Source organism: Gemmatimonadota bacterium (assembly GCA_041390105.1).
GTDB lineage: Bacteria > Gemmatimonadota > Gemmatimonadetes > Longimicrobiales > Gaopeijiaceae > JAGQIF01.
This window is the reverse complement of record JAWKQO010000005.1, coordinates 35338-60412: the sequence shown is the minus strand read 5'-3', so window position 1 is coordinate 60412 and position 25075 is coordinate 35338. Positions and strand designations below refer to the sequence as shown.

General features: G+C 68.6%; 26 protein-coding genes. 13 read left to right on the top strand and 13 right to left on the bottom strand.

Going from position 1 to position 25075, the window contains the following annotated elements:
- Positions 1–28: 28 nt before the first annotated feature.
- The 8 genes from R3E10_19040 (at position 29) to moaC (ending at position 8381) form a co-directional block, all read left to right on the top strand.
- Positions 29–1471, top strand: coding sequence for a peptidylprolyl isomerase (locus R3E10_19040; GenBank protein ID MEZ4417859.1), 1443 nt, complete (start codon positions 29–31; stop codon positions 1469–1471).
- A 22-nt stretch (positions 1472–1493) separates the two neighbouring features.
- Positions 1494–2828, top strand: coding sequence for a peptidylprolyl isomerase (locus R3E10_19035; protein MEZ4417858.1), 1335 nt, complete (start codon positions 1494–1496; stop codon positions 2826–2828).
- 47 nt (positions 2829–2875) lie between these two features.
- A complete protein-coding gene (gene pdxA, locus R3E10_19030) occupies positions 2876–3757 on the top strand; it encodes a 4-hydroxythreonine-4-phosphate dehydrogenase PdxA (protein MEZ4417857.1) in 882 nt (293 codons plus the stop codon).
- Between the two features lie 107 nt (positions 3758–3864).
- Complete coding sequence (locus tag R3E10_19025; GenBank protein ID MEZ4417856.1) at positions 3865–4554, top strand: ATP-binding cassette domain-containing protein; 690 nt, start codon at positions 3865–3867, stop codon at positions 4552–4554.
- Complete coding sequence (locus R3E10_19020) at positions 4535–5392, top strand: permease-like cell division protein FtsX (GenBank protein MEZ4417855.1); 858 nt, start codon at positions 4535–4537, stop codon at positions 5390–5392. Before R3E10_19025 ends, R3E10_19020 begins: the two co-directional genes overlap by 20 nt.
- A gap of 3 nt (positions 5393–5395) precedes the next feature.
- The gene (locus R3E10_19015; protein MEZ4417854.1) at positions 5396–6616 is read left to right on the top strand and encodes a peptidoglycan DD-metalloendopeptidase family protein; all 1221 of its coding nucleotides are present in this window, start codon (positions 5396–5398) and stop codon (positions 6614–6616) included.
- 34 nt (positions 6617–6650) lie between these two features.
- The gene (locus tag R3E10_19010) at positions 6651–7805 is read left to right on the top strand and encodes a hypothetical protein (GenBank protein MEZ4417853.1); all 1155 of its coding nucleotides are present in this window, start codon (positions 6651–6653) and stop codon (positions 7803–7805) included.
- Between the two features lie 69 nt (positions 7806–7874).
- Complete coding sequence (gene moaC, locus R3E10_19005; GenBank protein MEZ4417852.1) at positions 7875–8381, top strand: cyclic pyranopterin monophosphate synthase MoaC; 507 nt, start codon at positions 7875–7877, stop codon at positions 8379–8381.
- A gap of 51 nt (positions 8382–8432) precedes the next feature.
- On the opposite strand, the gene R3E10_19000 is transcribed toward moaC, so the two are convergent.
- The 5 genes from R3E10_19000 to R3E10_18980 form a co-directional block, all read right to left on the bottom strand.
- On the bottom strand, positions 8433–10067 hold the full coding sequence (locus R3E10_19000) for a LysM peptidoglycan-binding domain-containing protein (protein ID MEZ4417851.1): 1635 nt from the start codon (positions 10065–10067) through the stop codon (positions 8433–8435).
- A complete protein-coding gene (locus tag R3E10_18995) occupies positions 10064–11185 on the bottom strand; it encodes an alanine--glyoxylate aminotransferase family protein (GenBank protein MEZ4417850.1) in 1122 nt (373 codons plus the stop codon). Before R3E10_18995 ends, R3E10_19000 begins: the two co-directional genes overlap by 4 nt.
- 14 nt (positions 11186–11199) lie before the next feature.
- Positions 11200–12678 (bottom strand): IMP dehydrogenase, encoded by a 1479-nt coding sequence (gene guaB, locus R3E10_18990; protein MEZ4417849.1) that lies wholly within the window; start codon positions 12676–12678, stop codon positions 11200–11202.
- 195 nt (positions 12679–12873) lie between these two features.
- Complete coding sequence (locus tag R3E10_18985; protein MEZ4417848.1) at positions 12874–13284, bottom strand: DUF2281 domain-containing protein; 411 nt, start codon at positions 13282–13284, stop codon at positions 12874–12876.
- Positions 13285–13311: 27 nt separating this feature from the next.
- A complete protein-coding gene (locus tag R3E10_18980; GenBank protein ID MEZ4417847.1) occupies positions 13312–13521 on the bottom strand; it encodes a cold shock domain-containing protein in 210 nt (69 codons plus the stop codon).
- 238 nt (positions 13522–13759) lie between these two features.
- Between R3E10_18980 and R3E10_18975 the strand changes: the two genes are divergently transcribed.
- Entirely contained in the window at positions 13760–14569 is an 810-nt protein-coding gene (locus R3E10_18975; protein ID MEZ4417846.1) for an acyltransferase, read from the top strand.
- Positions 14570–14609: 40 nt separating this feature from the next.
- On the opposite strand, the gene R3E10_18970 is transcribed toward R3E10_18975, so the two are convergent.
- The 6 genes from R3E10_18970 to acs form a co-directional block, all read right to left on the bottom strand.
- Positions 14610–15101, bottom strand: coding sequence for a DinB family protein (locus tag R3E10_18970; GenBank protein MEZ4417845.1), 492 nt, complete (start codon positions 15099–15101; stop codon positions 14610–14612).
- Positions 15101–15811, bottom strand: a complete 711-nt coding sequence (locus tag R3E10_18965) for a methylated-DNA--[protein]-cysteine S-methyltransferase (GenBank protein MEZ4417844.1) — start codon at positions 15809–15811, stop codon at positions 15101–15103. The genes R3E10_18970 and R3E10_18965 overlap by 1 nt, the downstream gene beginning before the upstream one ends.
- A gap of 1 nt (position 15812) precedes the next feature.
- Entirely contained in the window at positions 15813–16319 is a 507-nt protein-coding gene (locus tag R3E10_18960) for an RNA polymerase sigma factor (protein MEZ4417843.1), read from the bottom strand.
- Positions 16316–16450 carry a hypothetical protein gene (locus R3E10_18955; GenBank protein MEZ4417842.1) on the bottom strand — a complete coding sequence of 45 codons (135 nt, stop codon included), beginning with the start codon at positions 16448–16450 and terminating at the stop codon, positions 16316–16318. The genes R3E10_18960 and R3E10_18955 overlap by 4 nt, the downstream gene beginning before the upstream one ends.
- Positions 16451–16545: 95 nt before the next feature.
- Positions 16546–17085, bottom strand: a complete 540-nt coding sequence (locus R3E10_18950) for a DinB family protein (protein MEZ4417841.1) — start codon at positions 17083–17085, stop codon at positions 16546–16548.
- A gap of 9 nt (positions 17086–17094) precedes the next feature.
- Positions 17095–19062: an acetate--CoA ligase gene (gene acs / locus R3E10_18945; protein MEZ4417840.1), complete on the bottom strand. Its 1968-nt coding sequence runs from the start codon at positions 19060–19062 to the stop codon at positions 17095–17097.
- Between the two features lie 200 nt (positions 19063–19262).
- Here acs and R3E10_18940 point away from each other — a divergent pair, with 200 nt between their 5' ends.
- The 3 genes from R3E10_18940 to dacB all read left to right on the top strand — a co-directional run bounded on the left by R3E10_18940 (position 19263) and on the right by dacB (position 22880).
- Complete coding sequence (locus tag R3E10_18940; GenBank protein MEZ4417839.1) at positions 19263–19727, top strand: transcriptional repressor; 465 nt, start codon at positions 19263–19265, stop codon at positions 19725–19727.
- A gap of 103 nt (positions 19728–19830) precedes the next feature.
- Positions 19831–21219, top strand: a complete 1389-nt coding sequence (locus R3E10_18935; GenBank protein ID MEZ4417838.1) for an FAD-binding oxidoreductase — start codon at positions 19831–19833, stop codon at positions 21217–21219.
- A 59-nt stretch (positions 21220–21278) separates the two neighbouring features.
- Positions 21279–22880: a D-alanyl-D-alanine carboxypeptidase/D-alanyl-D-alanine-endopeptidase gene (gene dacB / locus R3E10_18930; protein ID MEZ4417837.1), complete on the top strand. Its 1602-nt coding sequence runs from the start codon at positions 21279–21281 to the stop codon at positions 22878–22880.
- On the opposite strand, the gene R3E10_18925 is transcribed toward dacB, so the two are convergent.
- Positions 22865–23119 carry a hypothetical protein gene (locus R3E10_18925; GenBank protein ID MEZ4417836.1) on the bottom strand — a complete coding sequence of 85 codons (255 nt, stop codon included), beginning with the start codon at positions 23117–23119 and terminating at the stop codon, positions 22865–22867. The two genes, dacB and R3E10_18925, sit on opposite strands and share 16 nt — an antisense overlap.
- Before the next feature lie 142 nt (positions 23120–23261).
- On the opposite strand from R3E10_18925, the gene R3E10_18920 reads away from it, so the two are divergent.
- Entirely contained in the window at positions 23262–24203 is a 942-nt protein-coding gene (locus R3E10_18920) for a DMT family transporter (protein ID MEZ4417835.1), read from the top strand.
- Positions 24204–24232: 29 nt separating this feature from the next.
- Here the strand turns inward: R3E10_18920 and R3E10_18915 are convergent, their stop codons facing one another.
- The gene (locus R3E10_18915; GenBank protein ID MEZ4417834.1) at positions 24233–25048 is read right to left on the bottom strand and encodes a hypothetical protein; all 816 of its coding nucleotides are present in this window, start codon (positions 25046–25048) and stop codon (positions 24233–24235) included.
- Positions 25049–25075 lie beyond the last annotated feature (27 nt).

Here is a 25075-nt window from a genome sequence, read left to right as displayed (position 1 = left end):
CCCCCGGGCTGAAGAGACAGGAAACGATATGTCGAGAAGGACGCCGCTGGTGATGTTGCTCGCCGCAGCGCTCGCAGCCTGTGGTGAGCGAGCGCCCGCTGATGCGGTGGCGGTAGCGGCCGGGCACGTGCTCACCGTGGACGAGGCGGTCGGTCTGGTGGTCGACGAAACCGAGCTGCCCGCCGACCGCGAGTTGTTGGCGCAGCTCGCAGATCTCTGGATCGACTACACGCTTCTGGCCGAGGTGGTGGCCTCGGACACCGCCGTGGGCGCCCTCGACCTCGATGGCGTCATCCTGCCGCAGATCGAACGGGAGATGGTCGAGGAGCTTCAGCAGCGGGCCCTTCAGGTTGACACCATCCTCGGCGACGACGAGTTGCGCCAGCTCTATTTCCAGGAGCTCCCGGGAGCGCGCATCCGAGCCCGTCACATTCTCTTGCAGTTCGACCGCCAGAGCGCGCAATCGCGCGACAGCGCCACGGCACTGGCGTCCGAGCTGAAAGCGCGCTTGGAACGGGGAGAAAGCTTCGCGACCGTGGCACGCACCTACTCGACGGACGATGGTTCGAAGAACAACGGAGGCGATCTGGGCTTCTTCGACCGGCAGACGCTCGCTCCGACGTTCACGGCAGCGGCTTTCGCTCTAGCGCCGGGGCAGATTTCCGATCCGGTGGTGACCGAGTTCGGTGTCCACCTCATCCGTGTGGACGAGCGACAGCTGCCCGAGTTCGACTCGGTGAAGGTGGCCTACGCCAACAGCGTGAAGAACCGGCGCTTCGCGGAGGCATGGCAGACGTTCGTGCGTGGGCTCGAAGACGGCGCCGGGATGACCGTTCAGGAGGGCGCGGCGGCCGCCGCCCGGGATCTGGCCACCGACGTCCCCCAGCCGCTGCCGGCCCGAGAACAGAACCGCGTGCTGGTCTCCTTCCAGGGCGGCACCTTGAGCGTGGGTGACCTGCAGGCGTTCCTGCTGACCCAGCCGCGGGCGCTGCGCTCGGAGATGATGTCCGCCACCGATGAGCAGGTGAACCAGTTTCTCGAGGGTGTGGCCCGGGGACGACTGATCGTTCAGGAGGCCAGCGACATGGGCATCGCCGTCTCCGACCAGCGGCGCGACACCCTCCGACTCGATGCCCGCGTCCAGTTGGTCACGGTGGCCGACCGCCTTGGACTGCGCGACCTCACCGAAGACGGCGCGCGCCCCGCGCCCGCGGCCATCGACTCGGCCGTGGACCGAACCATCGAGCGCATCATCCGGGGCGAGGGTGAGTTCGTGGAGCTGGCCTCCCTGGCCCTGACACTGCGGGCTCGTTCGGACGCCCGCGTCGTGGCCGGCGGTCTGGACAAGGCCCTGGAACGGCTCCGGGAAGAGCGACGCGCCCGGGCGCCCGCCAGTGCGACCACGGGCGAGGCCGGTGTGGCGCCGCCCCTCCCGACCGCTCCCGGTGACTCCGCCGGCGGAACACGCTGACCCGACCCCGGTTACCCACGTGATGATGCACGTCAGCCCCCGAGCTTTCGCCCTGGCCGCCCTCGGTCTCCTCGGCGCTCTGGCCACGCCCGGCGCCCGCCTCGGTGCCCAGAGCACGCGCCCCGCCGAAGAGGTGGACCGGATCCTGGCCGTCGCCCAGGATTCGATCATCTTGATGTCGCAGCTGCGGGAACGGGAGTTCCAGCTACAGGCCCAGGGCGTGGCGCTTCCGCCGGACTCGGCTGGCCGCCTGCAACTCCGTCGGGAGCTTCTCGACCAGATGGTCAATGAGCAGCTCATCGTTCAGGCGGCGCTGGCCGACACCACCATCCAGATCAGCGACGAGCAGCTGGACGAGGCGGTGCGCCAGGACCTGGACGCCCGCATCCAGCGCGCCGGAGGCCAACAGGCGTTCCAGCAGATCCTGGATGCGCAGGACCTCACCATGCAGGCCTTCCGGGACTTGTTGAAGCAGGACGCCCGCGCGCAGCGCTTGCAGCAACAGTACATGGCCAAGCAACAGCGCAATGTCCGCGTCGCCGAGATCGAAGAGTCGGAGATGCGGGAGTTCTACGAAGCCAACAAAGCCCAATTGGGACGCAGGCCGGCCACCATCACGTTCCGGCAGATCATCGTGGAGCCCAAACCCTCGAACGAGGCCGACTCCAGCGCGCTCCGACTGGCCGACAGTCTCTACGTCGAGTTGCTGGGCGGCGCGGATTTCGAGGAGTTGGCGAAGCGCTGGTCCGACGACACCTCATCCAAGCCGCTGGGCGGAGACATCGGTTGGTTCCGCAGAGGATCGGGCTTGGTGCGGGAGTTCGAGGACGCTGCTTTCGCACTGTTCAGCGGCCAGACCAGTCCCCCCGTCCGCACACAGTTCGGCTACCACATCATCAAGGTGGATCGAATCCGAGGGCCGGAGCGCAAGGCACGGCACATCCTGATCGGCTTCAAGCTCTCCGGCGACGACGACGTACGGGCCCGGGCGCTGGCCGACAGTCTCCTGGCCCGCGCACAGGCCGGGGAATCCGTCCGGACCCTGGCGAACACCTATGGAAGCCCGGAACTCCCCGATTCGCTCACCACGACCGTGGACCAGCTCAGCAGCCTTCCTCTCGGCTACGCGGCTGTGCTGGGCAACGCCAAGGCGGGTGACGTGCTGGGCCCCATCACCATCCCCAACGGCCCCACCACGGTGTATGCCGTCGTCCAGGTGATCGAGACTCGTCCGGAAGGCGAGTACACGTTTACGGACCTCGAGCCCCAGATCCGGCAGCGCCTGTCCCAGGAGAAGATCCTCGAAGAGCTGATGCGAAAGCTCCGCGAGGAATCGTACGTCGAGATCCGGATGTGAGGGCTCCTGGCCCGGGGCTCGTCCTGACCACCGGGGACCCCCGGGGGGTGGGACCCGAGCTCCTGACAACGTCGCTCGATCTCCTGCGAGCCGAACTGGCCGACACCCCTCTGACCGTCCTCGGGGCCGAAGGCGCCGGTCCCTTTCCCGGTGCGCGCTTCGAATCGGTTGGCCGCTTCGACGGCAGCGAAGCATCCGCGGGTCGCGTGAGCGGCCAGGCCCTACGACGCGCGGTCCAACTCTGTCTGGCCGGAGAAGCGGCCGGGGTGGTGACGGGGCCGGTCCACAAGGGAGCGCTACACGTCGCGGGCTTTCGCTCGCCCGGCCAGACGGAGCTGCTGGGCGCTTGGGCCGCCGCGCCCCGGGTGGGGATGCTGATGTGCGCCGAGCAGACCCGGTTGGGCGGACCGCTGCGCGTGCTCCTGGCCACCACCCACGTGGCGCTGCGACGCGTACCGGATCTGGTGACCGTCGACCTCCTGGTCGAGGCGGCGGCTCTGACCGCGGCCGAGCTTGCCGCGCGGTGGGGGATCGAGCGCCCATCCCTCGGCCTTTGCGCGATGAACCCCCACGCATCGGACGGAGGCCTCTTCGGCGACGAGGAGGCACGCGTGTTCACCCCCGCCGTAGAAGCCGCACGGGCCCGCGGCATCCAACTCGCGGGCCCCATCCCCGCAGACACGGTCTTCCACCGGGCGCTCCAGGGGGAGTTCGACGCGATCATCGCTCCCTACCACGATGTGGGGATGGCCGCCTTCAAGACGGCCGCGTTCGGAAGGGGGGTCAACGTGACCCTGGGCCTGCCTTTCGTGCGCACCTCTCCGGATCACGGCACGGCCTTTGATCTGGTGGGCAGCGGCCGTGCGGACCCGTCCTCGTTCATGGAGGCGATCCAATTGGCCAGGAGGCTTTCGTCGCGCAGGTTTTGACAGCCTTTTCGGCCGTTGGTTAGCATGGGGGGACCGCCACGTCGGGTCGGGTGTGCGCCCGAGCGCTCGGTGCGGTCCCGGTCGGGAACGCCACGCCCCGGAGCGCTGTGATCAAGTTCCACCACGTCTACAAGGAGTACCCGCCCCGCGGGGCGGCGCTGAGCGACGTGACCTTTCACGTTCGCAAAAGTGAGTTCGTGTTCCTGACCGGGCACTCGGGGTCGGGGAAGTCCACCACCATGCGCCTGGTCCACATGGCGGAACGCCCCACCAAGGGAGAGGTGCGCGTCAGCGGCTTCTCCTCGCTGCGCACGCCCGATCGCGACCTGTGGAAGGTCAGGCGCCGCGTCGGGTATGTCTTCCAGGACTTCCGCCTCCTGCCCGGGCGCAGCGCCGCCGAGAACGTGGCCTTTGCGCTCGAGGTGACCGGAGCGAGCCGCGGGGAGATCGGCCCCAAGTGCCAGCGCCTGCTCTCCCAGGTGGGGCTGGCCGCCAAGGCCGGAGCCGCGGTGGACGAGCTTTCCGGAGGCGAACGTCAGCGGGTCGCCATCGCTCGCGCGCTGGCCAACGATCCCCTGGTGCTCCTGGCGGACGAGCCCACTGGCAACCTGGACGACCGGGCCACCCGCGGGATCATGGAGCTCTTCCTCCAGATCAACGCGCTGGGCATGGCGGTGCTGATGGCCACTCATGACCTGGAGCTGATCCAGAAGCACCCCGAGATCCGACTGCTGGAGCTGGATCAAGGAAGGCTCGTCTACGACTCGGGGAACGCCGATGCCGTACGCCCTGCGTGAGGCGCTGGCGGCCTTTCGCCGCGCTCCGCTCCTTACCGGCCTCTCGGCGGCCATGGTGGGGATGGCGCTCTTCGTGGTGGGGATCTTCTCCCTCGTGGCCTTCAACCTCCGGGAGGCGTTGGTCGGGCTCGAGGAGCGCGTCCAGATCGTCGCCTATCTCCGTGACGACGCCCGAGCGCTCGACGTGACCCTGAGCCAGGATCAACTCCGGCGGCGCCCCGAGGTGGACGAGGTGCGCCTGGTCACCAAGGACCAGGCCTTGGCCCGGGCCCGTGCGGATCTTCCCGAATTCGGTGACGCGTTCGTGGGGCTCGAGGAGAACCCCCTGCCCGCCTCTCTGGAGATCCGATTGAAGGAGGCGTTTCGGACCGAAGACGCCATCGAAGAGATCGCTCACGAGGCGGCGCTCTATCCTTTCGTCGAGGACGTGCAGTTCGGACAGGAATGGGTCGAGCGCTTGTTCCTGCTTCGACGGATCGCCGGGTTCACGACGCTCTTTCTAGGAGCAGCCTTCGCGTTGGTGGCAGCGTTGATCATCGGGACGGCCATCCGGATCGCCATCTTCGCGCGGCGCGACGAGATCTCCATCATGCGACTCGTGGGAGCCACCAACGGGTTCGTGGCCCGTCCGTTCCTGCTGGAGGGTGCGATTACCGGGCTGCTCGGCGGGGCGGTGGCGTTGATCCTCACGGTGGTCACGCACCGCTCCATCCAGGGCTTCCTGTTCGAGCTGGCCTTCATTCCCGGCTCCTGGATCGTGATCGGCCTGCTCGCCGGCACCTTCTTCGGGATGGCCTCCAGCGCTCTGGCGCTGCGCCGCTACTTGCGGGAGGTCTGAGTCATGCGCCTGCTCACGGTCGTCCTGCTGGTCACAGGTTTGGGCGTGGGTCAGACCACGGCGGCAGCCGGACAGCAGAGCCAGGAAGACGTCCGCCGCCAACTGGCCGAGAGCCAGAAGCGCCTGGAGGAGATCCGCGCCGAGCGGGCCCGTCTCAACGACGAGCTGAGTACCCTCCGCTCACAGGTGCGCAACGTGTCCGGTGAGTTGCAGAACATCGAGAGACAGCTGTCCACCTCCCGTTCCGCCGTGGCCGAGATCGACTTCCAGCTGGACGCGGTCTCCACCGAAGTGACTCGCATCTCCACGCAGCTCACGCGCACGCGCGAGGATCTCTCCCGTAAGAAGCACGTTCTCGGCACGCGCCTGCGCGAGGTCTTCAAGCGAGGGCCGCTCAGCACCGTGCGGGTGCTGCTGGGAGCCGAATCGTTCGCCGATCTGCTCAACCGCTACCGCTATCTGTACCTGCTCACATCCCTGGACCGCTCCCTGGTCGAGCGCGTCTCCACGCTGGAGCGCTCCCTCGTCAGCCAGAGTGCCGAGATGGAGGCGCAGGTGCAGGAGCTGGGGCGGCTGCGCGATGCCAAGCAGGATGAGGAGCAACAGCTGGTCCGGGTGCAGCAGTCCCGCCAGGCGACCTTGTCCTCCTTCCAGCAGACCGCCCAGGCCGCCGAGACCCGCCTGAACGAGCTGCAGGCACGAGACCAACGGATGACAGGTCTGGTGGCCGAGCTCGAGGAGCGCCGGCGGGGCGAGGAGCAACGCTCGCGCATGGCCGGTGGTCCGGCGCCCGCGGCATCGACGCTGACGTCAAACGACGTGGGTCGACTGGATTGGCCGGTCGAGGGAACGCTCGTCTATCCGTTCGGAGAGCAGCGGCGCCCGAACGGGACCACGCTGCGCTGGAACGGCATCGGCATCCATGCTCCGGTGGGCACGCCGGTCAAAGCCGTGCGGCCGGGCCTGGTCGTGCACGCCGGACCGTTGGAGGGCTACGGCCCCACCGTGATGGTCAGCCACGGCGAAGGCTTCTACACGCTCTACCTCTACCTGCAGGACATCGGCGTCACGGAAGGCCGCAACGTGGCGGAGGGCCAGGTGGTCGGTACGGTGGGCGGTGCCAACACGCCGGAGGGCCCGCACCTGGAGTTCCAGGTTCGTATGCGCATCGGCGGCAACTCACCCCAGGCGACCGACCCGCTCCAGTGGCTGAAGCCGCGCTGAGCAGCGTCCGCCCGAATCCCGGGAGCCCGGTCCCATGAGTCCGCTGCACCCGCTCCTGGGACATCGGGAAGCCCAGCGCGCCCTGGCGCGGGCGCACGCGTCCGGGATCCTACCCTCCGGCCTGCTCCTCCACGGCCCGGAGGGGGTCGGCAAGCAACGCCTCGGTCTGTGGATCGCCCAACTGCTCCTGTGCGAGAGCCCGCATGCGGAAGAGGGGCCCTGTGGCGTCTGCCGGACGTGCCGTCAGGTGCTCCGCCTCGAGCACCCCGACCTGCATTGGTACTTCCCTCTCCCGCGCCCCAAGGGAGCCAGCACGCCGGAGAAGCTCGAGGAGAAGCTGGAGGAGGCTCGCCACGAAGCACTGGCCGAACGCCGGGAGAGCCCGTTGCACCGGAGTCATCAGGAGGAGCTGGTGGGTCTGTATGTGGCCACCTCCCGCTCCATCCGCCGCCGTGCGTCGAAGCGCCCCTCGGCTGGAACGCGTCAGGTATTCCTCATCGGCGCCGCCGAAGCGCTGGTGCCTCAGGAATCGAGCCCCGAGGCCGCCAACGCCCTGCTCAAACTGCTGGAGGAGCCTCCGGCTTCGACCACCTTCATCCTCACTTCGGCGGAGCCGCACGCGCTTCTCCCCACCATCCGCTCGCGACTGCTGCACCTGCACCTGTCGCCCCTCCCGCTTGCGGAGGTCGAACACGCGCTCGTGGAGTGGGCCGGAGCGACTCCCCAGGCCGCTGGCCTGGCCGCCCGGCTCTCGCGCGGTTCTCTGGGGCGAGCCCTCGCCTTTTTGTCGGATGGAGACGGACCGGGACCTCTCGACCGGACACGCCTGGACGCCCTCGCGTTCCTGCGAAGCGCCCTCGGGCCCGCACCCGACCCGGCGTACGCCTACGCTCTCTCGGCCTCCGCAGCCGGCGGCCGGGGTTGGGCACCGCTTCTGGACGAGGTGGCCGAGTGGCTGCGCGATCTCGCGGCCGCCGCGGCCGGGTTGGACGAGCCCATCGTCAACGTCGACCAGCGCGAGCTCCTGACCCGGATGGTCCGCGCGATCGCGGCAGACCCGCACTGCTACGCACCTGCAGTGGATGCGGTATTCGAAGCGCGGGCGCTGGCCCTCGGCAACGCCAATCCCCAGCTTCTACTGTTCCAGCTCGCCCAGCGCTTGCGCGAGGTGCTCCTGCCCGCGCGCTGAAGCGGTGCGGTGCGCGGCGCCGTCCCGGCGGAATCTCACCGCCCTGCCAACGAGCCCAGGAGAATAGCCGTGCCGCACGAACCCGGACCCGGGCCGACGGAGCTGACCCACGTGACTGCCTCGGGTGAGGCACACATGGTCGACGTCACCGACAAGGCGCATACCCAGCGCAGCGCGGTCGCAGAAGGACATATCCGCATGTCTGCCGAGGCGCTGGAGCGCGTCATCCGAGGGGACGGCCGCAAAGGCGAAGTGCTGGGAGTGGCGCGCCTCGCCGGCATCATGGGGGGGAAACGGACCGCCGACCTGATCCCGCTCTGTCATGCGCTACCGGAGACCTCCTTCGAGGTGGAGGTCCACCCGGACACCACGCTCCCGGGCGTGCGTGTCCGCACCACCGCCCGCGTGGCGGGGCGCACCGGGGTGGAGATGGAAGCGCTGATGGCAACGGGAGTGGCGCTGCTGACCATTTATGACATGGTCAAGGCCGTCGATCGAGGGATGGAGATCGGCGGCGTGCGCTTGATCGAGAAGACCGGCGGACGCAGCGGTCACTGGACGGCGACCCAAGGCTGAGCGAGCGTCCTCTGCGAGCGCGGAGGGCCGCCACGTCGCGGGGACCGCCGGTCAGCGGCCTCCGACCGGGATCTTGACCTCGTCGCCGGGGCGAATGACCGAACGCAACGTCAGCCCATTCGCCTCGGCCAGCGCGCGTGCGCTCACCCCGTGACGCTGGGCGATGCCCGACAGCGTGTCACCCGACTGGACGCGGTAGACGACGACCTTGGCGCCCCGGACGCTCAGGCGCCGACCTGGATAGATCGTCTCTCCCTTGGACAGGGAGTTCCACGCCAAGAGCTCATCGACCGTCACGCCGTAGCGGCGCGAGATGGTCCAGGGGTTCTCCCCCGGCTGCACCACGTGGGTCACGTCGGCCCCACGGCCGCTGGTCACCGCGACCTCCGCCGTCTCGCCTCCCCCTTCGCTGGCCTCGGCTCGCCCCGTGCTGGCCGGAGCGGTGGGCGCTGCCGCAGCGATCCGCGCACGATCCACTCCGGCCGTGGGGATGATCAGGTTCTGGCCGATGCGCAGACGTCGGGGATTCACGCTGGGGTTGGCCGCCTGGAGCGTGGAGACACGGATCCCGTAACGGGCCGCGATGTGCGAAAGCGTCTCCCCTCGCGCCACCCGATGCTGCAGAAAGGTCACCCGCTGGCGCTGCGGCACATCCGCGAGGCGCGCCGCAAAGCCCTCGGTGCGCCCGGGCGGCACGCGCACGGTGAACGTGTGCCCCGGCGGCGTCACCCGCTGGCGCAGGTGCGGGTTCAACTCCTGGATCACCGCCTCCTCGACGCCGACCAGCTCGGCCACCACATCGAGGGAGACCGCATCGTCGACCTCGACCGTCTCGTACTCGAAGGGCTCGACGGCCTGTGGCACGCGGAAGCCGTAGCGCTCGGGATCCATGGCGATCTCGGTCGCAGCGAAGAGGCGTGGTACGAAGTGGCTGGTCTCGTTGGGCATCTTGTCGGACAACGCCCAGAACAGCGAGTCGGTGCGCGGAGCATCCGGTGCGTTCCGGCGGATGATGCCGCCGATGCGTCCGGGTCCGGAGTTGTAGGCCGCCAACGCCATGAACCACGACCCGAACTGCTCGCGCAGCTCGGCCAGATAGTCGAGCGCAACCGGCGTGGAGGCGACCGGATCCAGACGCTCGTCCACCAGCCCATCCACCTGCAGTCCCTTGAACCGCGCGGTGCCACTCATGAACTGCCAAAGCCCCACCGCGCTGACGCGACTGACCGCGCCCGGATTGTAGCCACTCTCCACGATGGGCAGGTAGCGCAGCGTGCGCGGCAAGCCGAGGCGGTCGATCTCCTCATCCACCAGCGGCTGGTAGCGCCCCATGCGCTCGAGGTAGCGCTGGAAGTGCTCCGAGCCCCGGGTGCTCCAGAAGTTCACCCAGAAGTCGATGCGCTCCCGGATCTCCGGTTGGTTGCGCAGCGGCGAAGAGAGAATCTCATCGAACTGCGGGTCGACGGCGTCCGCCTCCAACAGTTCGGAGGCAATGTCCACTGCGGCCGGCGCCTCGAAGGCGGTTGAGTCGGTTCGCAGCTCGGCGTCACTGGGCTCGGGGATCTCCATGGGCAGCAGCTCGTCCACCGACGGCTGCGGAACGGGCGTCGACGCGGGGCCCACCCCTCCACCCACGGGTGCACACCCGACGACCGCGGCGGCCAGGAGCAGCGCCACGCGTCTCATGCGAGGGCACCCACGCCAAGCAACTGATCGACCGCCGTCAACAGGCGCTCGACGACCTCGGGTCGCGCACCCTCTCCCATCAGGCCGACCCTCCAGATCTTCCCCTTGGCGGGGCCGAGGCCGCCCCCCACCTCGATGTCGAACCGATCGAGGAGCTCCTTGCGCAGCGGCGCTTCGGGCCGCCCCTCCGGCAGACGGGCAGAGGTGAGCTGAGGCAAGCGGTAGCCTTCCTGCGCGAAGAGCTCGAATCCGCGCTCCAGGAGGGCGGACTGCAGTGCCTCACCGGCGGCCCGATGCCGAGCGAAGCGCGCCTCCAGTCCCTCCTCCTCGACCAGGGCCAGACCCTCGCGCAGCGCGTACAGCATGTTGATGGGCGCGGTGTGGTGGTAGCGGCGTTCGTCGCCCAGGTATCCCGCGATGAGCTTCACGTCCAGATACCAGCTCTGGCAGGGGAGCGAGCGACCCTCGATGCGCGCCATGGCCTTGGGGGAAAACGTGATCGGGGCCAGGCCCGGCGGCACGCCCAGGCACTTCTGCGTGCCTGAATAGCACACGTCGATGCCCACCCGGTCCACGTCCACGGGCACGCCGCCCAGGGAGGTCACCGCGTCGACGAGGAACAGCGTCTCCCGCTCGGCCAGAGCCTCTCCGACCGCTTCCAGGGGCTGATGGACCCCCGTGGAGGTCTCGGCATGCACCAGGGCGGCCACGCGGGCCTGCGGATGCCGGGAGAGGACCTCCAGGAATCGGTCCTCCGACACGGGCTCTCCCCAGGGGGCCTCGACCTCGACCACCTGAGCGCCCATGCGACGGGCCATCTCGGCCAGCCGTCCTCCGAACACGCCGTTGATGCCGATGACCGCGGTATCCCCCGGCTCCAGCACGTTGGCCAGTGCCGCCTCCATCCCCGCGGACCCGGTGGCCGACAGCGCGAACGTCATGGGATTCTCGGTCCCGAAGACGACCTTCAGCCCTTCCTGGACCTCATCCATCAGGGCGAGCAGCTGCGGGTCCAAATGACCGACGGTGGGGCGCGCCATCGCCTCAAGGATGCGACCGGCCACGGGGGACGGCCCGGGGCCCAGCAACAGGCGGGGACGGATCTCGTGGGGTCGCATGGGGCGGCTCGTCGTCAGAGGTGGTAGTTGGGGGCTTCGCGGGTGATGGTCACGTCGTGCGGATGCGATTCGCGCAGGCCCCCGCTGGTGATGCGCAGGAACCGGGCCCGCTCGCGAAGCTCCTCCAGGGAACCCGCTCCCACGTACCCCATCCCGCTCCGAAGGCCCCCGACCAGTTGGAAGACCGTATCCCCGACCGGCCCCTTGTAGGGGACCCGGGCCTCGATTCCCTCGGGAACCAGCTTCTTGGCGTTCTGTTCCCCCTCCTGGAAGTACCGATCCGCCGACCCCTGCTCCATGGCGGACAGCGATCCCATCCCCCGGACGATCTTGAAGCGTCGACCTTCCAGGAGGAAGCTCTCGCCCGGGGATTCCTCGGTGCCCGCAAACATCGAGCCCATCATCACGGACGAGGCTCCCGCCGCCAGGGCTTTGACGATGTCACCCGAGTAGCGAATGCCACCGTCGGCGATGATGGGGACCCGGCCGTCGACCCCGTCCACGGCATCCATGATGGCGGTGAGCTGTGGCAGGCCCACCCCGGTGACCACGCGGGTGGTGCAGATCGATCCAGGTCCGACCCCCACCTTCACCGCATCCGCACCCCGTTCCGCCAGCGCCCGGGCCCCATCCGCGGTCCCCACGTTCCCGGCCACGATCTGCACGTCCGGCAGAGCCTGGCGTGTGCGCTCCAGGGCCTGCAGCACCCCCTCGGAATGGCCGTGAGCCGTATCGATCACCAGTACGTCAGCGCCCGCGGCGACCAGGGCCCGGGCCCGGTCGAGATCGCGGGTGCCGGCGCCGATGGCGCCCCCAACGCGAAGGCGGCCATGGTCGTCCTTGCAGGCGTGGGGGAAGTCCCTCCGTTTGTAGATGTCCTTCACGGTGATGAGGCCACGCAGGATGCCCTGCTCATCCACAACGGGCAGCTTCTCGATGCGGTGCCGATGCAGGATCCGTTCGGCATCGTCCAGGGTGGTCCCGACGGGTGCCGTGACCAGGCGCTCGGAGGTCATCACCGCCTGGATGGACTGGGAGAGGTCGGTCTCGAACTGCAGATCGCGGTTGGTGATGATCCCGACCAGCCGTCCGTCCGGCTCGACGATGGGCACTCCACTGATGGAGAAGCGCGCCATCAGATCCTGCGCGTCCCGCAAGGTCCGCTCGGGCCCCAGCGTGATCGGCTTGAGGATCATCCCGCTCTCCGATCGCTTGACGCGGTCGATCTCCTCGGCGTGGCGCTCGATGGGCATGTTCTTGTGGATGATCCCGATGCCGCCTTCCCGCGCGATGGCGATGGCCATCCGGGCCTCGGTGACCGTGTCCATCGCCGCCGACAGGAGAGGGATCTTCAGCGAGATCCCTTGCGTGAGAACCGACGTCAGATCGGTGTCCTTGGGATGCACGGTCGAATGCCCGGGGACCAGCAGGACATCGTCGAAGGTCAGCCCCTCGCCCACGATATGGGACGCGCGTGAACGCTTCGTGGGCATGCGGATGACGTCGGCAGCGCGGGTCGAACGCAGATTCATGGATGGGGGGCCGATGCTTCGTGGGTGAATCGGTCAGGAGTCAATGAAAAGCGCCCGCCGAGCGTCCGTGCCACGGGCACGACGGTCGGCGGGCGAAAGCCGCTGGGAAACACTTGCCTTCCCATGGGCCATCCTACCGGCGGGCCGGTTGGAGTGTCAAGGCGACCCGGCCCCCCCCCGCTCCGCGTCCGGGCCCTCCCCGCGATCGCCCGGACGGGGGCGTCCGTCGGAGGGCCGAAGTGCCCCCGCACTCTCGCCGCCCCGCTCGTCTTCGGTCGCTCCGAGCTCGTTCAGGAGCTTCTTGCCCGCATTGGAGACGCCCGACAGCACCCGGTCCGCCGCCGAGATGAGTTGGAAGGCCTCTCGCAGCGTGCTGGGGCTCAGCGCCTTCTTGCGAAGCTTGTCCTCGAGATTCTCCGCGAAGCGCTGCAGCCCGGAGCTCTCACCCGCTCCAGAGGGCGCGTACTTGGACTGCAGGAACTCGATGTAGTCGAGAACCTGGTAGACCTGGTCTTCCGGGAGACTCTCGATGGTCCTCAGGAGACGTGTCCGCAGGACGTCATGCATGGTGGCTCCTCAGGAGGTGCCTCCCCTTCATCCGAGGCGGGTGACGTTCTGCGCCGCCGGACCCTTCTGTCCGTCGACCACGTCGAACTCGACGGCTTCGCCTTCCTTCAGCGTACGAAACCCGTCCGTCTTGATGGCCGAGTGATGCACGAAGCAGTCCTGGCCGTTGTCTCCCCGCGTGATGAAACCGAAGCCCTTGGCGTCGTTGAACCACTTCACTGTGCCCTGCACGCGCATGTTCAAGCTCCCTTCCCACTGGGTGTTCCGGGGCAGATTTCGTCCCGCCCCGTCCTCGCGGAGAACCCATCACGCCTTCCGTGGATTCGTCCGGAGACACGAACGCTCGGACCAAGGCCCAGCCGGGTCAAGTCGCCAGCCTGAGCCCTGAGGGGCCGCGACCCCGCCTCCCCCCTTGGACACCCAGCGCACACGGCGTAGTGTAGACCGAGCCATCCTCCACCCCGACGGACAGACCATGAGAAACCTACCCCTCAGGGCCGTTCCTGTGGATCCGGACGCCCGCGCGGAGTACGCGCGCTGGCTGGATGGCCTCGACGCGCGCCTCCGCGACCCGGCCTGTGACCGCTACGCCCTTTGCCGCGAGGTCCTGGAGGACCTCTACGCACCCTGGTTGATGGGCCCCTCGGCAGACAGCGCCGGCGGACGCCTGACCCGCCTCCACCTCGACGCGCGCAACGTCACCCTGGAGCCCGAGTACTACGACGAGACGGATCTCGAGCGCTACGACCGCGTCAAGCCCCTCATCTGGATGTGGGAGATGTTCGACCGGAGTCCGCTCGGAGAGAACGTCGAGCTCGGCGTGAAGTTCCGACGTCTCCTGGCGCGGCGGATCTTCAAGCGCTGTGGAGCCAACTTCAAGGCATTCCATCAGGTCAAGCTCAGCTTCGGGTACAACCTCGAAGTCGGGGACGGCGTGGTGGTGCACCGCCAGGTCCTGTTGGACGACCGGGGAGGCATCGTCCTCGGCGACAAGGTCTCCATCTCGGACTTCGTCAACATCTACAGCCACTCCCACGCGCTCGACGACCCCCGAGACGTGAACCTTGCAACCACCGTGATCGAGCGCGGGGTGCGCGTCGCCTACCATGCCACGGTGCTGGCAGGCATCCGCATGCATGAGTACTCGATGGCGGGGGCGGGAGCCCTGGTCACCAAAGACGTCCCCGCCGACACGTTGGTGGTGGGCGTCCCGGCCAAGCCCCTGCGAGACAAAGGTGGGCGTCCGCGGCCTGGCGGCCGCAGCGACCCTCTCGCCACCGAGTAGTCCACCGGCCCGGCGGGGCCGCCGCCGTTCCTCGGTGAGCCTACCCGCCCGCCAGGCGGCGGATCAACCGGATCTGCCCGGCGTGGTACACGTCGTGGAAGGCCGCACCCAGGATCTGGTCCCGTCGCGAGCGGCGGGGTGCCGCGTCGCCCAGTGACGAAGGGTCCAGGCTTCGCAGTGCCTCCAGGAGCGCCGCGTGCGTGGCGTCCAGAAGCGCCAGATCCTCCCGCCACGCTCTTTCGGAGCGATCGTCGGGGATCGCCGGGAAGTTCGACGGACCACGCGCGAAGCGCGACTCCTCGCCCGTCACCCGACAGCGGACGCGATGCTTCCAGTAGGCGCAGTGCAACGCCAGCGCCCAGATCGAATGTCGGCCGACGTCCGGCTCCCACGCCGCCTCGGCAGCGCGCACGCGACGAAGGCTGCCCCGCAGCGTCGGGCCGTGCCAAGCATCCGCGTCGTACCCCTCGTGCAGCGCACGCTCCAGGAACGCGAGTTCCGACCGATCCGCGGCGCTTTTCCCCTTCGCCATCACTCCACCTCACTGAACAGGTCTCGACGACCCTCCACCCGCAGGAGGCGCCGCTTGTACTCCACTCCCCCAGTGTAGCCACCCAGCGTTCCATCGCTGGCAACGATGCGATGACAGGGCACCACGATGGCCACCGGGTTGGCGCCCAGCGCGTTCCCCACTGCTCGCGCAGCCCGCGGCCGCGCGATGCGCCTCGCCAACTCGGCGTAGGGGATCACGGCGCCGAACGGGATGCGCTCGGCCTCCTCCAGCACGTCCTTCTGGAACGGCCGCAGATCTGAGAGATCGACGGCCACGGAGAAGCGCTCCAGATCCCCGTCGAAGTAACGCTCGATCTCTTCCTGAACGGGCTCCAGTGCGTCGGCATCCCGAACCAGGGGCAGCGCCGGATACCTCCGGGACAAGTAGTCCTCGAACGCCCCCACCCCCGGCTGCTGCCAGGAGATGCGCGACAATCCTCGCGCGGTCCGCGCCGCGTACATGGTGCCGAACGGACTCTTGAACCGATGCCAACGGACCACGTCCTCGGCATCCAGTCCCCGTAGGACCGCTTCCGCCGCCCGCTCTGCGGCAGCGCGCTGGCGGCAGCGTGGACAGTCCGCGATGTGGTGGGCCATGCTCAGCGCTGCGGCATCGTCCATGGCGCCATCCAGGAAGTCGGAGAGCGTAGTGTCGTCGACGCGGCAACGCAGCTCGGGATCCGGGGTCATGTCACTCCTCCTCTGCCAGATCCGCCAGCGTACGGCGGAGGCGTTTCAAACCGTGATGGACGTTGGCCCGAGCGCTTTCAGGGCTGCACTCCAGCTTGTGCGCCACCTGCGTGTATTCGAGTCCCTCCACCCAACGAAACCACACCGCCTCACGCTGCTTCCGAGGAAGTCGGCGCAGTGCCTCCCTGACCTGGCCCTGGGTCCGCCGCGAGAGCGGCGCCCGTGGGGGATCCAAGGCGGCGGCGAGTGGATCGGCCGCCAGAGCCGCGAGTCGGGTACGCCAGCGCTTCTTGTGGGCCAGCCGGTCGAGGGCCGCGTTCGTGGCCACCCGAAAGAGCCAGGCCCGCACGTTCAGCCCAGTGTCCTCGACCGGCAGCCTTGACCAGGCCCTCATCCACACATGCTGCAGCAGATCGGACACGTCGTCCGGGTCACCGACCATGCGCAGGAGGTGGCGTTCCAGCTCCGGCCCGTGCGCGTCCATCCAGCGAGGGGTGGACTCCCTCATGTCGCCGGGCCACGGTGGACGACATGCAACGCCACCTGGAGGATCCAGTCCGGCAACGCGCCGGCCAGGGTGACGAGCACCGTACCACGAGTCCAGCGGATCCAGGCGGTGATGCGGGTGGAGCGGGTCATGGACGATCTCCGAGCAGGATGTTCTCGTCCATGGAACGGACGGGGCGCCGCGGCGTGAAAAATCCGCGGACGGGTACGCCCTCGTACGCGGCCCCCTAGGCCACGAGGGTGCGGATCCGTTCCACCTGGCGGCGGTGCAGGAGATCGTGTCCGGCGTAGAGCGCGATCAGATGCGCCACAGACTCCTCCCCGCGCTCCTCATGCACACCGACGCGGGCCAGGTCGTCGGGAGTCGCCGACCGCAGCAGCCTCAGGTTCGCCGCCCGCAGCGCTCCGAAGACGCCCAGCGCCTCAGGGAGCGACACATCGTCGTAGCCGAGTCGCCGCGCCCAGGCGTCCTGATCGTATCCCTGGAGGAGTGGACGTTCCTCCGCGAGGATACGGCGCACCCGGTAGCTCCACACGATCTCGGAGTCGGCCAGGTGTTGGATCACCTGACCGATCGACCACTTCCCCGCCGCCTCCGGCTGCTGGAGCTGGGCCGAGCTCAGCCCCTGCAGCGATTCGAGGAACCAAGCGGGAGAGGTTCGCAGGATCTCCAGAGGATCCGAGTCGACCACCAATTCGAGGACCGCCTTCACGTAGGCACGTGTGTCCTCGGGCCCTCCGGAAGCGGGGTTCGTGAAGACCGACATGGGAGCGGCTCAGGCGTCTGCGCCTTCCTCCTCGTACTTGGTCTTGAGCGAGAGAATGACTTCGGGGTCCGCCAGCGTGGTCGTATCACCGACGGCCCGGCCCTCTGCGATATCGCGGAGGAGTCGCCGCATGATCTTGCCTGAGCGAGTCTTGGGCAGTGCTGCCGTGAAGATGATGGTCTCGGGCCGCGCGATGGCGCCGATCTTGTCCGCGACGTGCTTCTTCAGCTCGTCCACCATCGCGTGGGTCCCGTCGACGCCCTCCTTGAGCGTCACGAAGGCCGCCACAGCCTGTCCCTTGATCTCGTGCGCCTTGCCCACCACCGCCGATTCGGCGACGGCGTGATGATCGACCAACGCACTCTCTACTTCCATGGTGCCGATGCGGTGCCCAGCGACGTTGAGCACATCGTCCACGCGCCCCAGCACCCAGAGGTAGCCATCGTCGTCCCGCTTGGCGCCGTCACCGGGGAAGTAGATCCCATCCCATTTGGACCAGTATTGCTCCCGGAAACGCTGGTCGTCGCCCCAGACGCCACGGATCATGGAAGGCCAGGGACGCGTGATGGCGAGGTAGCCCGCATGGGCCTCCTTCCCTTCCTCGTTCAGGATCGTAGCGCTGATGCCGGGGAACGGCTGCGTGGCGCTTCCTGGACGCGTCTCCGTGACCCCGGGCAACGGCGTGATCATGATGGCGCCCGTCTCCGTCTGCCACCACGTGTCTACGATCGGACAGCGCTCGCCCCCGATCACCCTGTGGTACCACATCCAGGCCTCAGGGTTGATGGGCTCGCCGACGGAACCGAGCAGGCGGAGCTGCGAGAGGTCGTATCTGCCCGGCCAGTCCTCTCCCCAACGCATGAACGCGCGAATCGCCGTGGGCGCTGTGTAGAAGACACTCACGCCATACTTCTCGCAGAGCTCCCAGAAGCGCCCGCGATGGGGCCAATCCGGGGCACCCTCGTACATCAGCACCGTGGCACCGCAAGCGAGCGGCCCATAGACGATGTAGCTGTGCCCGGTCACCCAGCCGACGTCCGCCGTGCACCAGTAGACGTCGTCGTCCTTGAGGTCGAAGACCGCGCGCGTCGTGGCGTAGACCTGCGTCAGATACCCGCCGGTGTGGTGCACGACTCCCTTGGGCTTCCCCGTGGTCCCCGACGTGTACAGGATGTAGAGGATGTCTTCGGAGTCCATCGGCTCGGCCGGACACTCCATGGAGGCGGTGTCCATGAGCTCGTGATACCAGTAGTCCCGGCCCTTGGTCATGTGCACGCCCGACACCCGCGAGAGCCCGAAGCCCCGGCCCACGACCACGCAGGACTCGATGGTCGGGCAGTGCTCGAGCGCGCGATCGACGGCGGCCTTGAGCGGCATCACCTGCCCTCGGCGGTAGCCACCGTCGGCCGTGATCAGGACCTTGGCCTCGGCGTCGTTGATGCGATCCGCCAGGGAGTCGGGGCTGAAGCCACCGAACACGACCGAGTGAGGCGCACCGAGGCGGGCGCACGCCAGCATCGCGATCGCCGCTTCCGGAATCATGGGCAGGTAGATCGCCACGCGATCGCCCTTCTTCACGCCCAGACCCTTCAAGACGTTGGCGAACTGGCACACCTCCCGATACAGGTCCCAGTAGGTATAGGTGCGTCGCTCGTCCTGCGGCTCGCCCTCCCAGATCAACGCGGCCTGGTTCCGCTTGGGCCCCCGCACGTGCCGGTCCAAGCAGTTGTGAGCCACGTTGAGAGTTCCGCCCAGGAACCACGACGCGTAGGGCGGCGCCCACTTGAGGACCGTGGTCCAGGGCGTGAACCACTCGAGTTGCTCCGCCCAGGACGCCCAGTAGGCCTCCGGGTCGGCCGCGGCCTCCGCATAGACGCCGGGATCGGCGAGGTGAGCCTGGGCGCGAAACGCCGGGGACGGGGGGAATCGGCGGGTCTCGTTCAGCAGGACGTCGAGCGCGTCGCCTTCACGGCTCATTCGGGTCGCTCCTCGAAAGCACGGATCACGGGGCGGGTGCCAGCGGGCACAACGGATATCCTGGGACAACGGTACCCGGGACGTTCCGGCAGGGGCAAGCCGGACGGGCAGGGTACCGGGACCCCTTCCCCCTCCCGCAGCCCAGAGCCTTATCAAGAATGGTTGTTGACATGGTGCCGCTCCGAAGCCGAGGTTTGGGGATGGAGTCCAAGGTGCCCCGGATGCTGGAAGAACGGCTGCGCCAGGCCTTGAGCGAACGCGGTCAGCGCTTTACGGCCCAGCGCGCGGCGGTCTATCGGTGCTTGGTGTCCACCTCGACCCACCCCACCGCCGAGGACGTCTTCCTCGAAGTCCGCGGGGAGATCAGCGGCATCTCCCTGGCGACCGTCTACAAGAGCCTGGAAGCGCTCGTGAGCTGTGGTCTCGCCCGCAAGCTGGCTCCGATCGACGGCTCCGCGCGCTACGACGGCGATCCCTCTCCCCACCATCATGCCCGCTGCCTCTCCTGCGGCCGCATCGTGGACGTGGCCGATCGCTCTGCAGAAGCCGCGGCCCGCGCGGCGATCGAGGCACCCGAGGGCTTCCGGGTCGTGGAGGCCCGCATCGAGCTGAGCGGTTACTGCGGTGCCTGCGGCGGGCTGCATGCCCCACACGCCCACGCCTGAGCTCCGTCCCCCGCAGCACTACCGCGGGTCGTTCGGGAGCGATTCCCAGCTCCGTTCGTCGCACGGGTCGGCTCGCGGACCTTTCCGGATCCTACCACGCGCCGTGGCCCGGCCCGTCGACCGATCCGATGTCGCGACCTTGCTGACCTGGTGCAACCAGGAGCACGTGGCCCTCGTCCCGCGCGCTGCCGCAACGGGGATGCCCGGGGGCAACGTCGGACCCGGTGTGGTGCTGGATCTCATGGGACTCGACCACATCGAGGCTCCCGACGCGGAAACCCGCACGATCCGGGTGGGCGCCGGAGCCGTCATCGGACGGGTGGAGGGGATGGCGCGGGCCTGCGGGCTGCGCCTCCCCCCGCTGCCCTCCAGCGCGCCCTGGTGCACGGTGGGGGGTCTCCTGGCCAACAACGGAGCGGGCGCTCACACGTTCTCCTCGGGCGCGATGCGCGCCTGGGTCGAGTCCGCGGAGCTGGTACTGGTGGATGGACGCATCGAGCATTGGTCCACCCAGGGGTTGCCGGAGGGCCTGCCGGGAGCATCTCCCGACGACCTCCGTCCCGGTGACCGCTGGCCAGCGGTGCGAAAGAACTCGAGCGGGTATGCCCTCGACGCGTACGCCCGCAGCGGGCGGGCGCTCGACCTCGTCGTTGGGTCGGAAGGAACCCTGGCCGTCATCACGGGCGCCACGCTGCGCCTCGACCCCGTTCCAGAGCAGCGGGCTCTGGTGGCTGTCGCATGCCCCGATGCCGAGGCCCTGCTCGGCTGGTGCGCGTGGGCACGGGAGGCGGGCAGCGCCACCTGCGAAATGCTGGGCCGGCGTCTACTGGGCATGATCCGCCTGGACGACGACCCGGAGCTCTCGACGTTGGGGCGCGATCTGGAGGCCGTGCTGCTTCTGGAGATCGAAGGGAGTGCCGCCCGAGTCGACGCCGACCTGGGTCGCCTACTAACGGAATCACGCGCCCGGGGCACGCGGATCCTCGTCGCACGCGAGGAGGGGATGATCCAGGCGCTCTGGGAGCTTCGCCACCGGGCCAGCCCGACGATCGCTGCGGCGGCGGAGCGCGGCCTGCGCTCACTGCAGTTCATCGAGGACTCGGTGGTCCCGCCGGTCGCCCTCGCCCGCTATATCGACGGCGTGTCCTCCCTTCTGCGCGAGGAAACCACCGACGCGGTGCTCTTCGGCCACGCGGGCGACGCGCACCTGCACGTGAACCCGCTCGTCGACGTCCGCCGACCCGACTGGAAGGAGCGCGTCCGACGCCTGCTCGAGGGGACCGCGGCGCTCGTGGCGGAGCTGGGCGGCACTCTGGCGGGAGAGCACGGAGACGGTCGGGTACGCGCACCCTTCCTGGAGCGCATCTGGGGGGTCGAGCGCGTACAGCGCTTCCAGGCGCTCAAGCGCGCCTTCGACCCGAACGGGATCCTCAACCCCGGAGTGCTGCTGCCCGCTCCGGGACAGGATCCACTGGAAGGCCTCTCGCTCTGAGGCGTCCGGCCGGACCCCGGCGTTACGCCTCCGTGTAGAGAGCCCTCGTGGAAACCCGCATGCGAATCCGAACCAAGGCAAGCGCTCGACGCGTGGCCCGGCTCGCGCTCGGCCTATGCCTGACCGGCGCCACGGCGGCCGCGCTGCGCCTACCTGGTGGGGCGGCCGATCCGGCGTTGCAGGAGGAGCTGACCTCCGTGTTGGAGCGCACGGGCTGGCGCGGCGCCACCTGGGGAATCCTGGCCGTGTCCCTGGAGTGGGGAGACACGTTGTTCGCGCTCAACGCGGACCTGCCGCTGATCCCTGCCTCCAACATGAAGCTGCTCACGGCGGCGGCAGCGTTGCACTACCTCGGCCCCGAGTATCGCTACCGCACCTTCGTTCTGGCGGACGGCACGGTAACCGATGGCGTTCTCGACGGAGATCTCGTCCTCTTCGGTACGGGAGACCCGGCGCTGTCCTGGCGCTTCGCCGAATCGAGGACGGCGATCCTGGAGTCGCTCGCGGACTCCGTCATCGGCACTCTGGGGCTGAAGGCGATTCGAGGGCGCGTGCTGGGAGACGGAACCTTCTTCGCTGGACCGGGAACCCATCCCGCTTGGGAGACGGCGGACCTCGACGATTGGTTCGCGGCACCGGCCACGGCGCTCTCCTTCAACGAGAACGTCGTCACCTTGCGCGTGGTCGGCGGCGCGGAGGCATCGGCCCGCCCCCGCGTCGAGACGATCCCCGGCGACGCCCAGGTGGACATCGTCAACCGAGCCATCACCGTCGAGGGTCGCTCGGGGGCCATGCACGCGGGCCGCGAACGCGGGCAGGGCCCCATCCTGGTCAGCGGAGAGATCGGCAACCGTGGACCCGACCGGTGGCGACTGGTGACCGTCTCCGACCCTGCCACGTTCGCCGCCGGGGCGCTACGGAACGCGCTGGAAACCCGTGGGATCCGGGTCGAGGGCGGGAGTGCCGCTGTAGAGTCCCCGGCTGCATCACCCGTGAACCGTCGGCAGATCTGGTCTCCCCTCGCGGACGACGACGCCGCGCCGAGCATTGTGGCGGAGCACTGGTCACCAGCGCTGTGGGAATTGATCCAGGTGATGAACAAGACCAGCCACAACCTCTACGCCGAGCTCATTCTCAAGACCATGGGACGGGTGGTGGAGGGCGAAGGTTCGTTCACTGCCGGCGCGCGCGTGGTCGAGCGCTTCCTCGTCGAAACGGTGGGCGCCGACCCATCTGAGGTCCGCGTGGTCGACGGATCGGGACTGTCCCGTGAGAACCATGTGAGCGCAGACGCGTTCGTACGCACGCTCGCCTACATGCGCAGTGGACCCTACGGCCCTACGCTGTTGAACTCGCTGCCGCGCTCAGGTGAAGAAGAGCTGGGTCGCATGACCCGGGGCGCCGCCGCGGAGAACCTGCGCGCCAAGACGGGCACGCTCACCGGTGTCTCGGCGCTGTCCGGAGAGCTGCGCACGCTCGAAGGTGAGACGGTACTGTTCAGCATCCTGCAGAACGACGTGCCGTCGCGCCGCGCCGCCAAGCGCGTCGAAGACGCCTTGAGCGAGCGCATCGCCAGCCTCCGGCGCGCTCACCAGGGGGGATCGATCGAATTGCGTCCCCGCGACCGCCCCGCCAACGGCGCCCCTCAGGGCAACGACTGAGCGCCCGCCCTTCCGAGCGCTACGTGGAGCTTCCGTTTGAGCTCCACCAAGGACATGGTCTCGAGGGTCCGTTCCGCAGTGCGCGGCGAGTTCCAGCGGACGTCCTCCACCTCCACCTCGGGCTCCGAGCCGGCCCGGGGACGAAGCACGAGGAAATAGCGTCCTTTGTAGTTCTCACCCGGACGTTCTCCGATCGTTGCGACCCAGGTGCGGCCCTCGTCGTCCTGAAACTCCCTCATGCGCTCCCCACTCGAGAAAAGGCACGTCCACGCTGATCCGCCGATCCGGGGCCCCTCTGCCTGGACGGCGCGTGAGGAAAGGATAGTATCGGGGGCTCGGGCAGCGCGAGGCTGTCCGCCCCACTCCTGAGACGAGCGATCGTTGACGACGCCAGCACCGGCTGCAGCCGCTCCCCCCACGACAGCGACTGGACACGCCGACGGCGTGCTGGGGCCACTCCTGGCTCTGGTGCTCATCTGGGGACTCAACTTCTCGGTCATCAAATCCGCCTTCGACTACATCGGGCCGCTCGGATTCAACGCGTTGCGGTTCCCCGTGGCCTGCTTGACGCTCCTGGTGGCACTACGGAGCCAGAGGCGGAGCATCCACTTGCCTCGGGCGGCACTGGCCAGGATCGCCGCCCTTGGGATCATCGGTCACCTGGGGTACCAGGTCCTGTTCATCTATGGGCTCAGCGTGACCCTGGCCGGCACCGCCAGCGTGCTGCTTGCCACCACGCCGATCTGGACGTCGCTCCTCTCGGCGTGGGCGGGGCACGAGTCGGTGGGCGCACGGCTCTGGCTCGCCGCGGGCGGCACCGTGGTGGGCATCGGCCTGGTGGCGGGCGGCGGGAGCGGCATCCCGGAAGGGCTGGGGAGCAGCCTCACGGGCGATCTGGCGCTGGTTCTGGCGTCGGTCGTCTGGTCGATCTACACGGTCGGCGGACGACGACTGGTCGAGGTGCACGGTGCGTTGCGCGTGACCGCCTGGGCATTGTGGTTCGGAACCCTGCCCGTCCTGCTGGTGGGAGCGCATCAGGTCGGGCAGGTGCGGCTCGCAGACCTTCCGCCGGCGTTCTGGCTTCGGGTCCTCTACGCCGGAGCCCTCGGTATCGGGGTGGCCTACCTGATCTGGTACCACGCGGTGCGCGCTATCGGAAGCGCACGCACCGCGATCTTTTCGAACGCGGTGCCGGTGGTGGCCATGGGTGTCGCGTGGATCTGGCTGGATGAACGACCCTCGGTCGTGCAGCTGGCGGGTGCGCTGCTCATCCTGGCCGCGCTACAACTGGCACGGCCAGCGCGCGCCACCCGTCCAGCGTAGACAGCGACGTACGCCCGCCTCCGCGCCGGTCAGGCGGTGCCCTTGGGTGCCGGCTCGGGCGAAGAAGGCAAGCGAGGACGGGGCTCCGGCCCAGCCCCCACGCGATACTTGAGTTCAGGGAACTCGTAGAGAATCAAGCCGCTGTCCGTCACGTCGGAGCGCACCCGGAACCCATCATCCATCTCCGTGAGGACCTTCTCGGCCGCTTGCAACGATAGGTCCAGCTCAGCCGCGACCTCGGACACCGTCAGCTGGCCGCCCTTCTCCTGGGCCAGCAACAGCACTCTCCGCTCCATGCTCTTCAGGATGGCTTTCCTGCGATTCTGCAGCGCCGAGTATCCCCACAGGAAGGACAGCGAGCCTCCTGCACCCATCACACCCCCCACCGCGATGGCGGCCGCCTCGAATTCGATGATCCCCATCACGATCATGAGGGCCGAGACGAGGAGTGCGAGCACCCCCATCACGCGGCGACCGATGCCACTGCCGGGAAGCGCCTGGGGCGGCAGGGGCTCGATCGGGCGGGACACCGCTCCGTTGCTGGGAGGATTGAGCAACCGCGTCGACGACTCCCAACCGAGGCCGCAGCTGGGGCAGATGCGACGCTTGCGACAGACCAACCAGTAGGTGAGTCCGCCAATCCCATAGGTGAACAACGAGAGACCGGCGAGCACCGCGATGTGGCCGGGGCGGCTGAAGTACGATACGCCCTGCCCCCAATACCCACAGCGCGGACAGCGGCGGACGTTGGTGGCTCGCCCGAGCAGCCGAGGCGTCGGGGCACCGCACGTGGGGCAATGGGTGACGCCCGCCTCAAGTTGCTCGCCGCAGGTATTACAACGCATGGCCTTCGTCGTTCGAGGTGGAGGCCC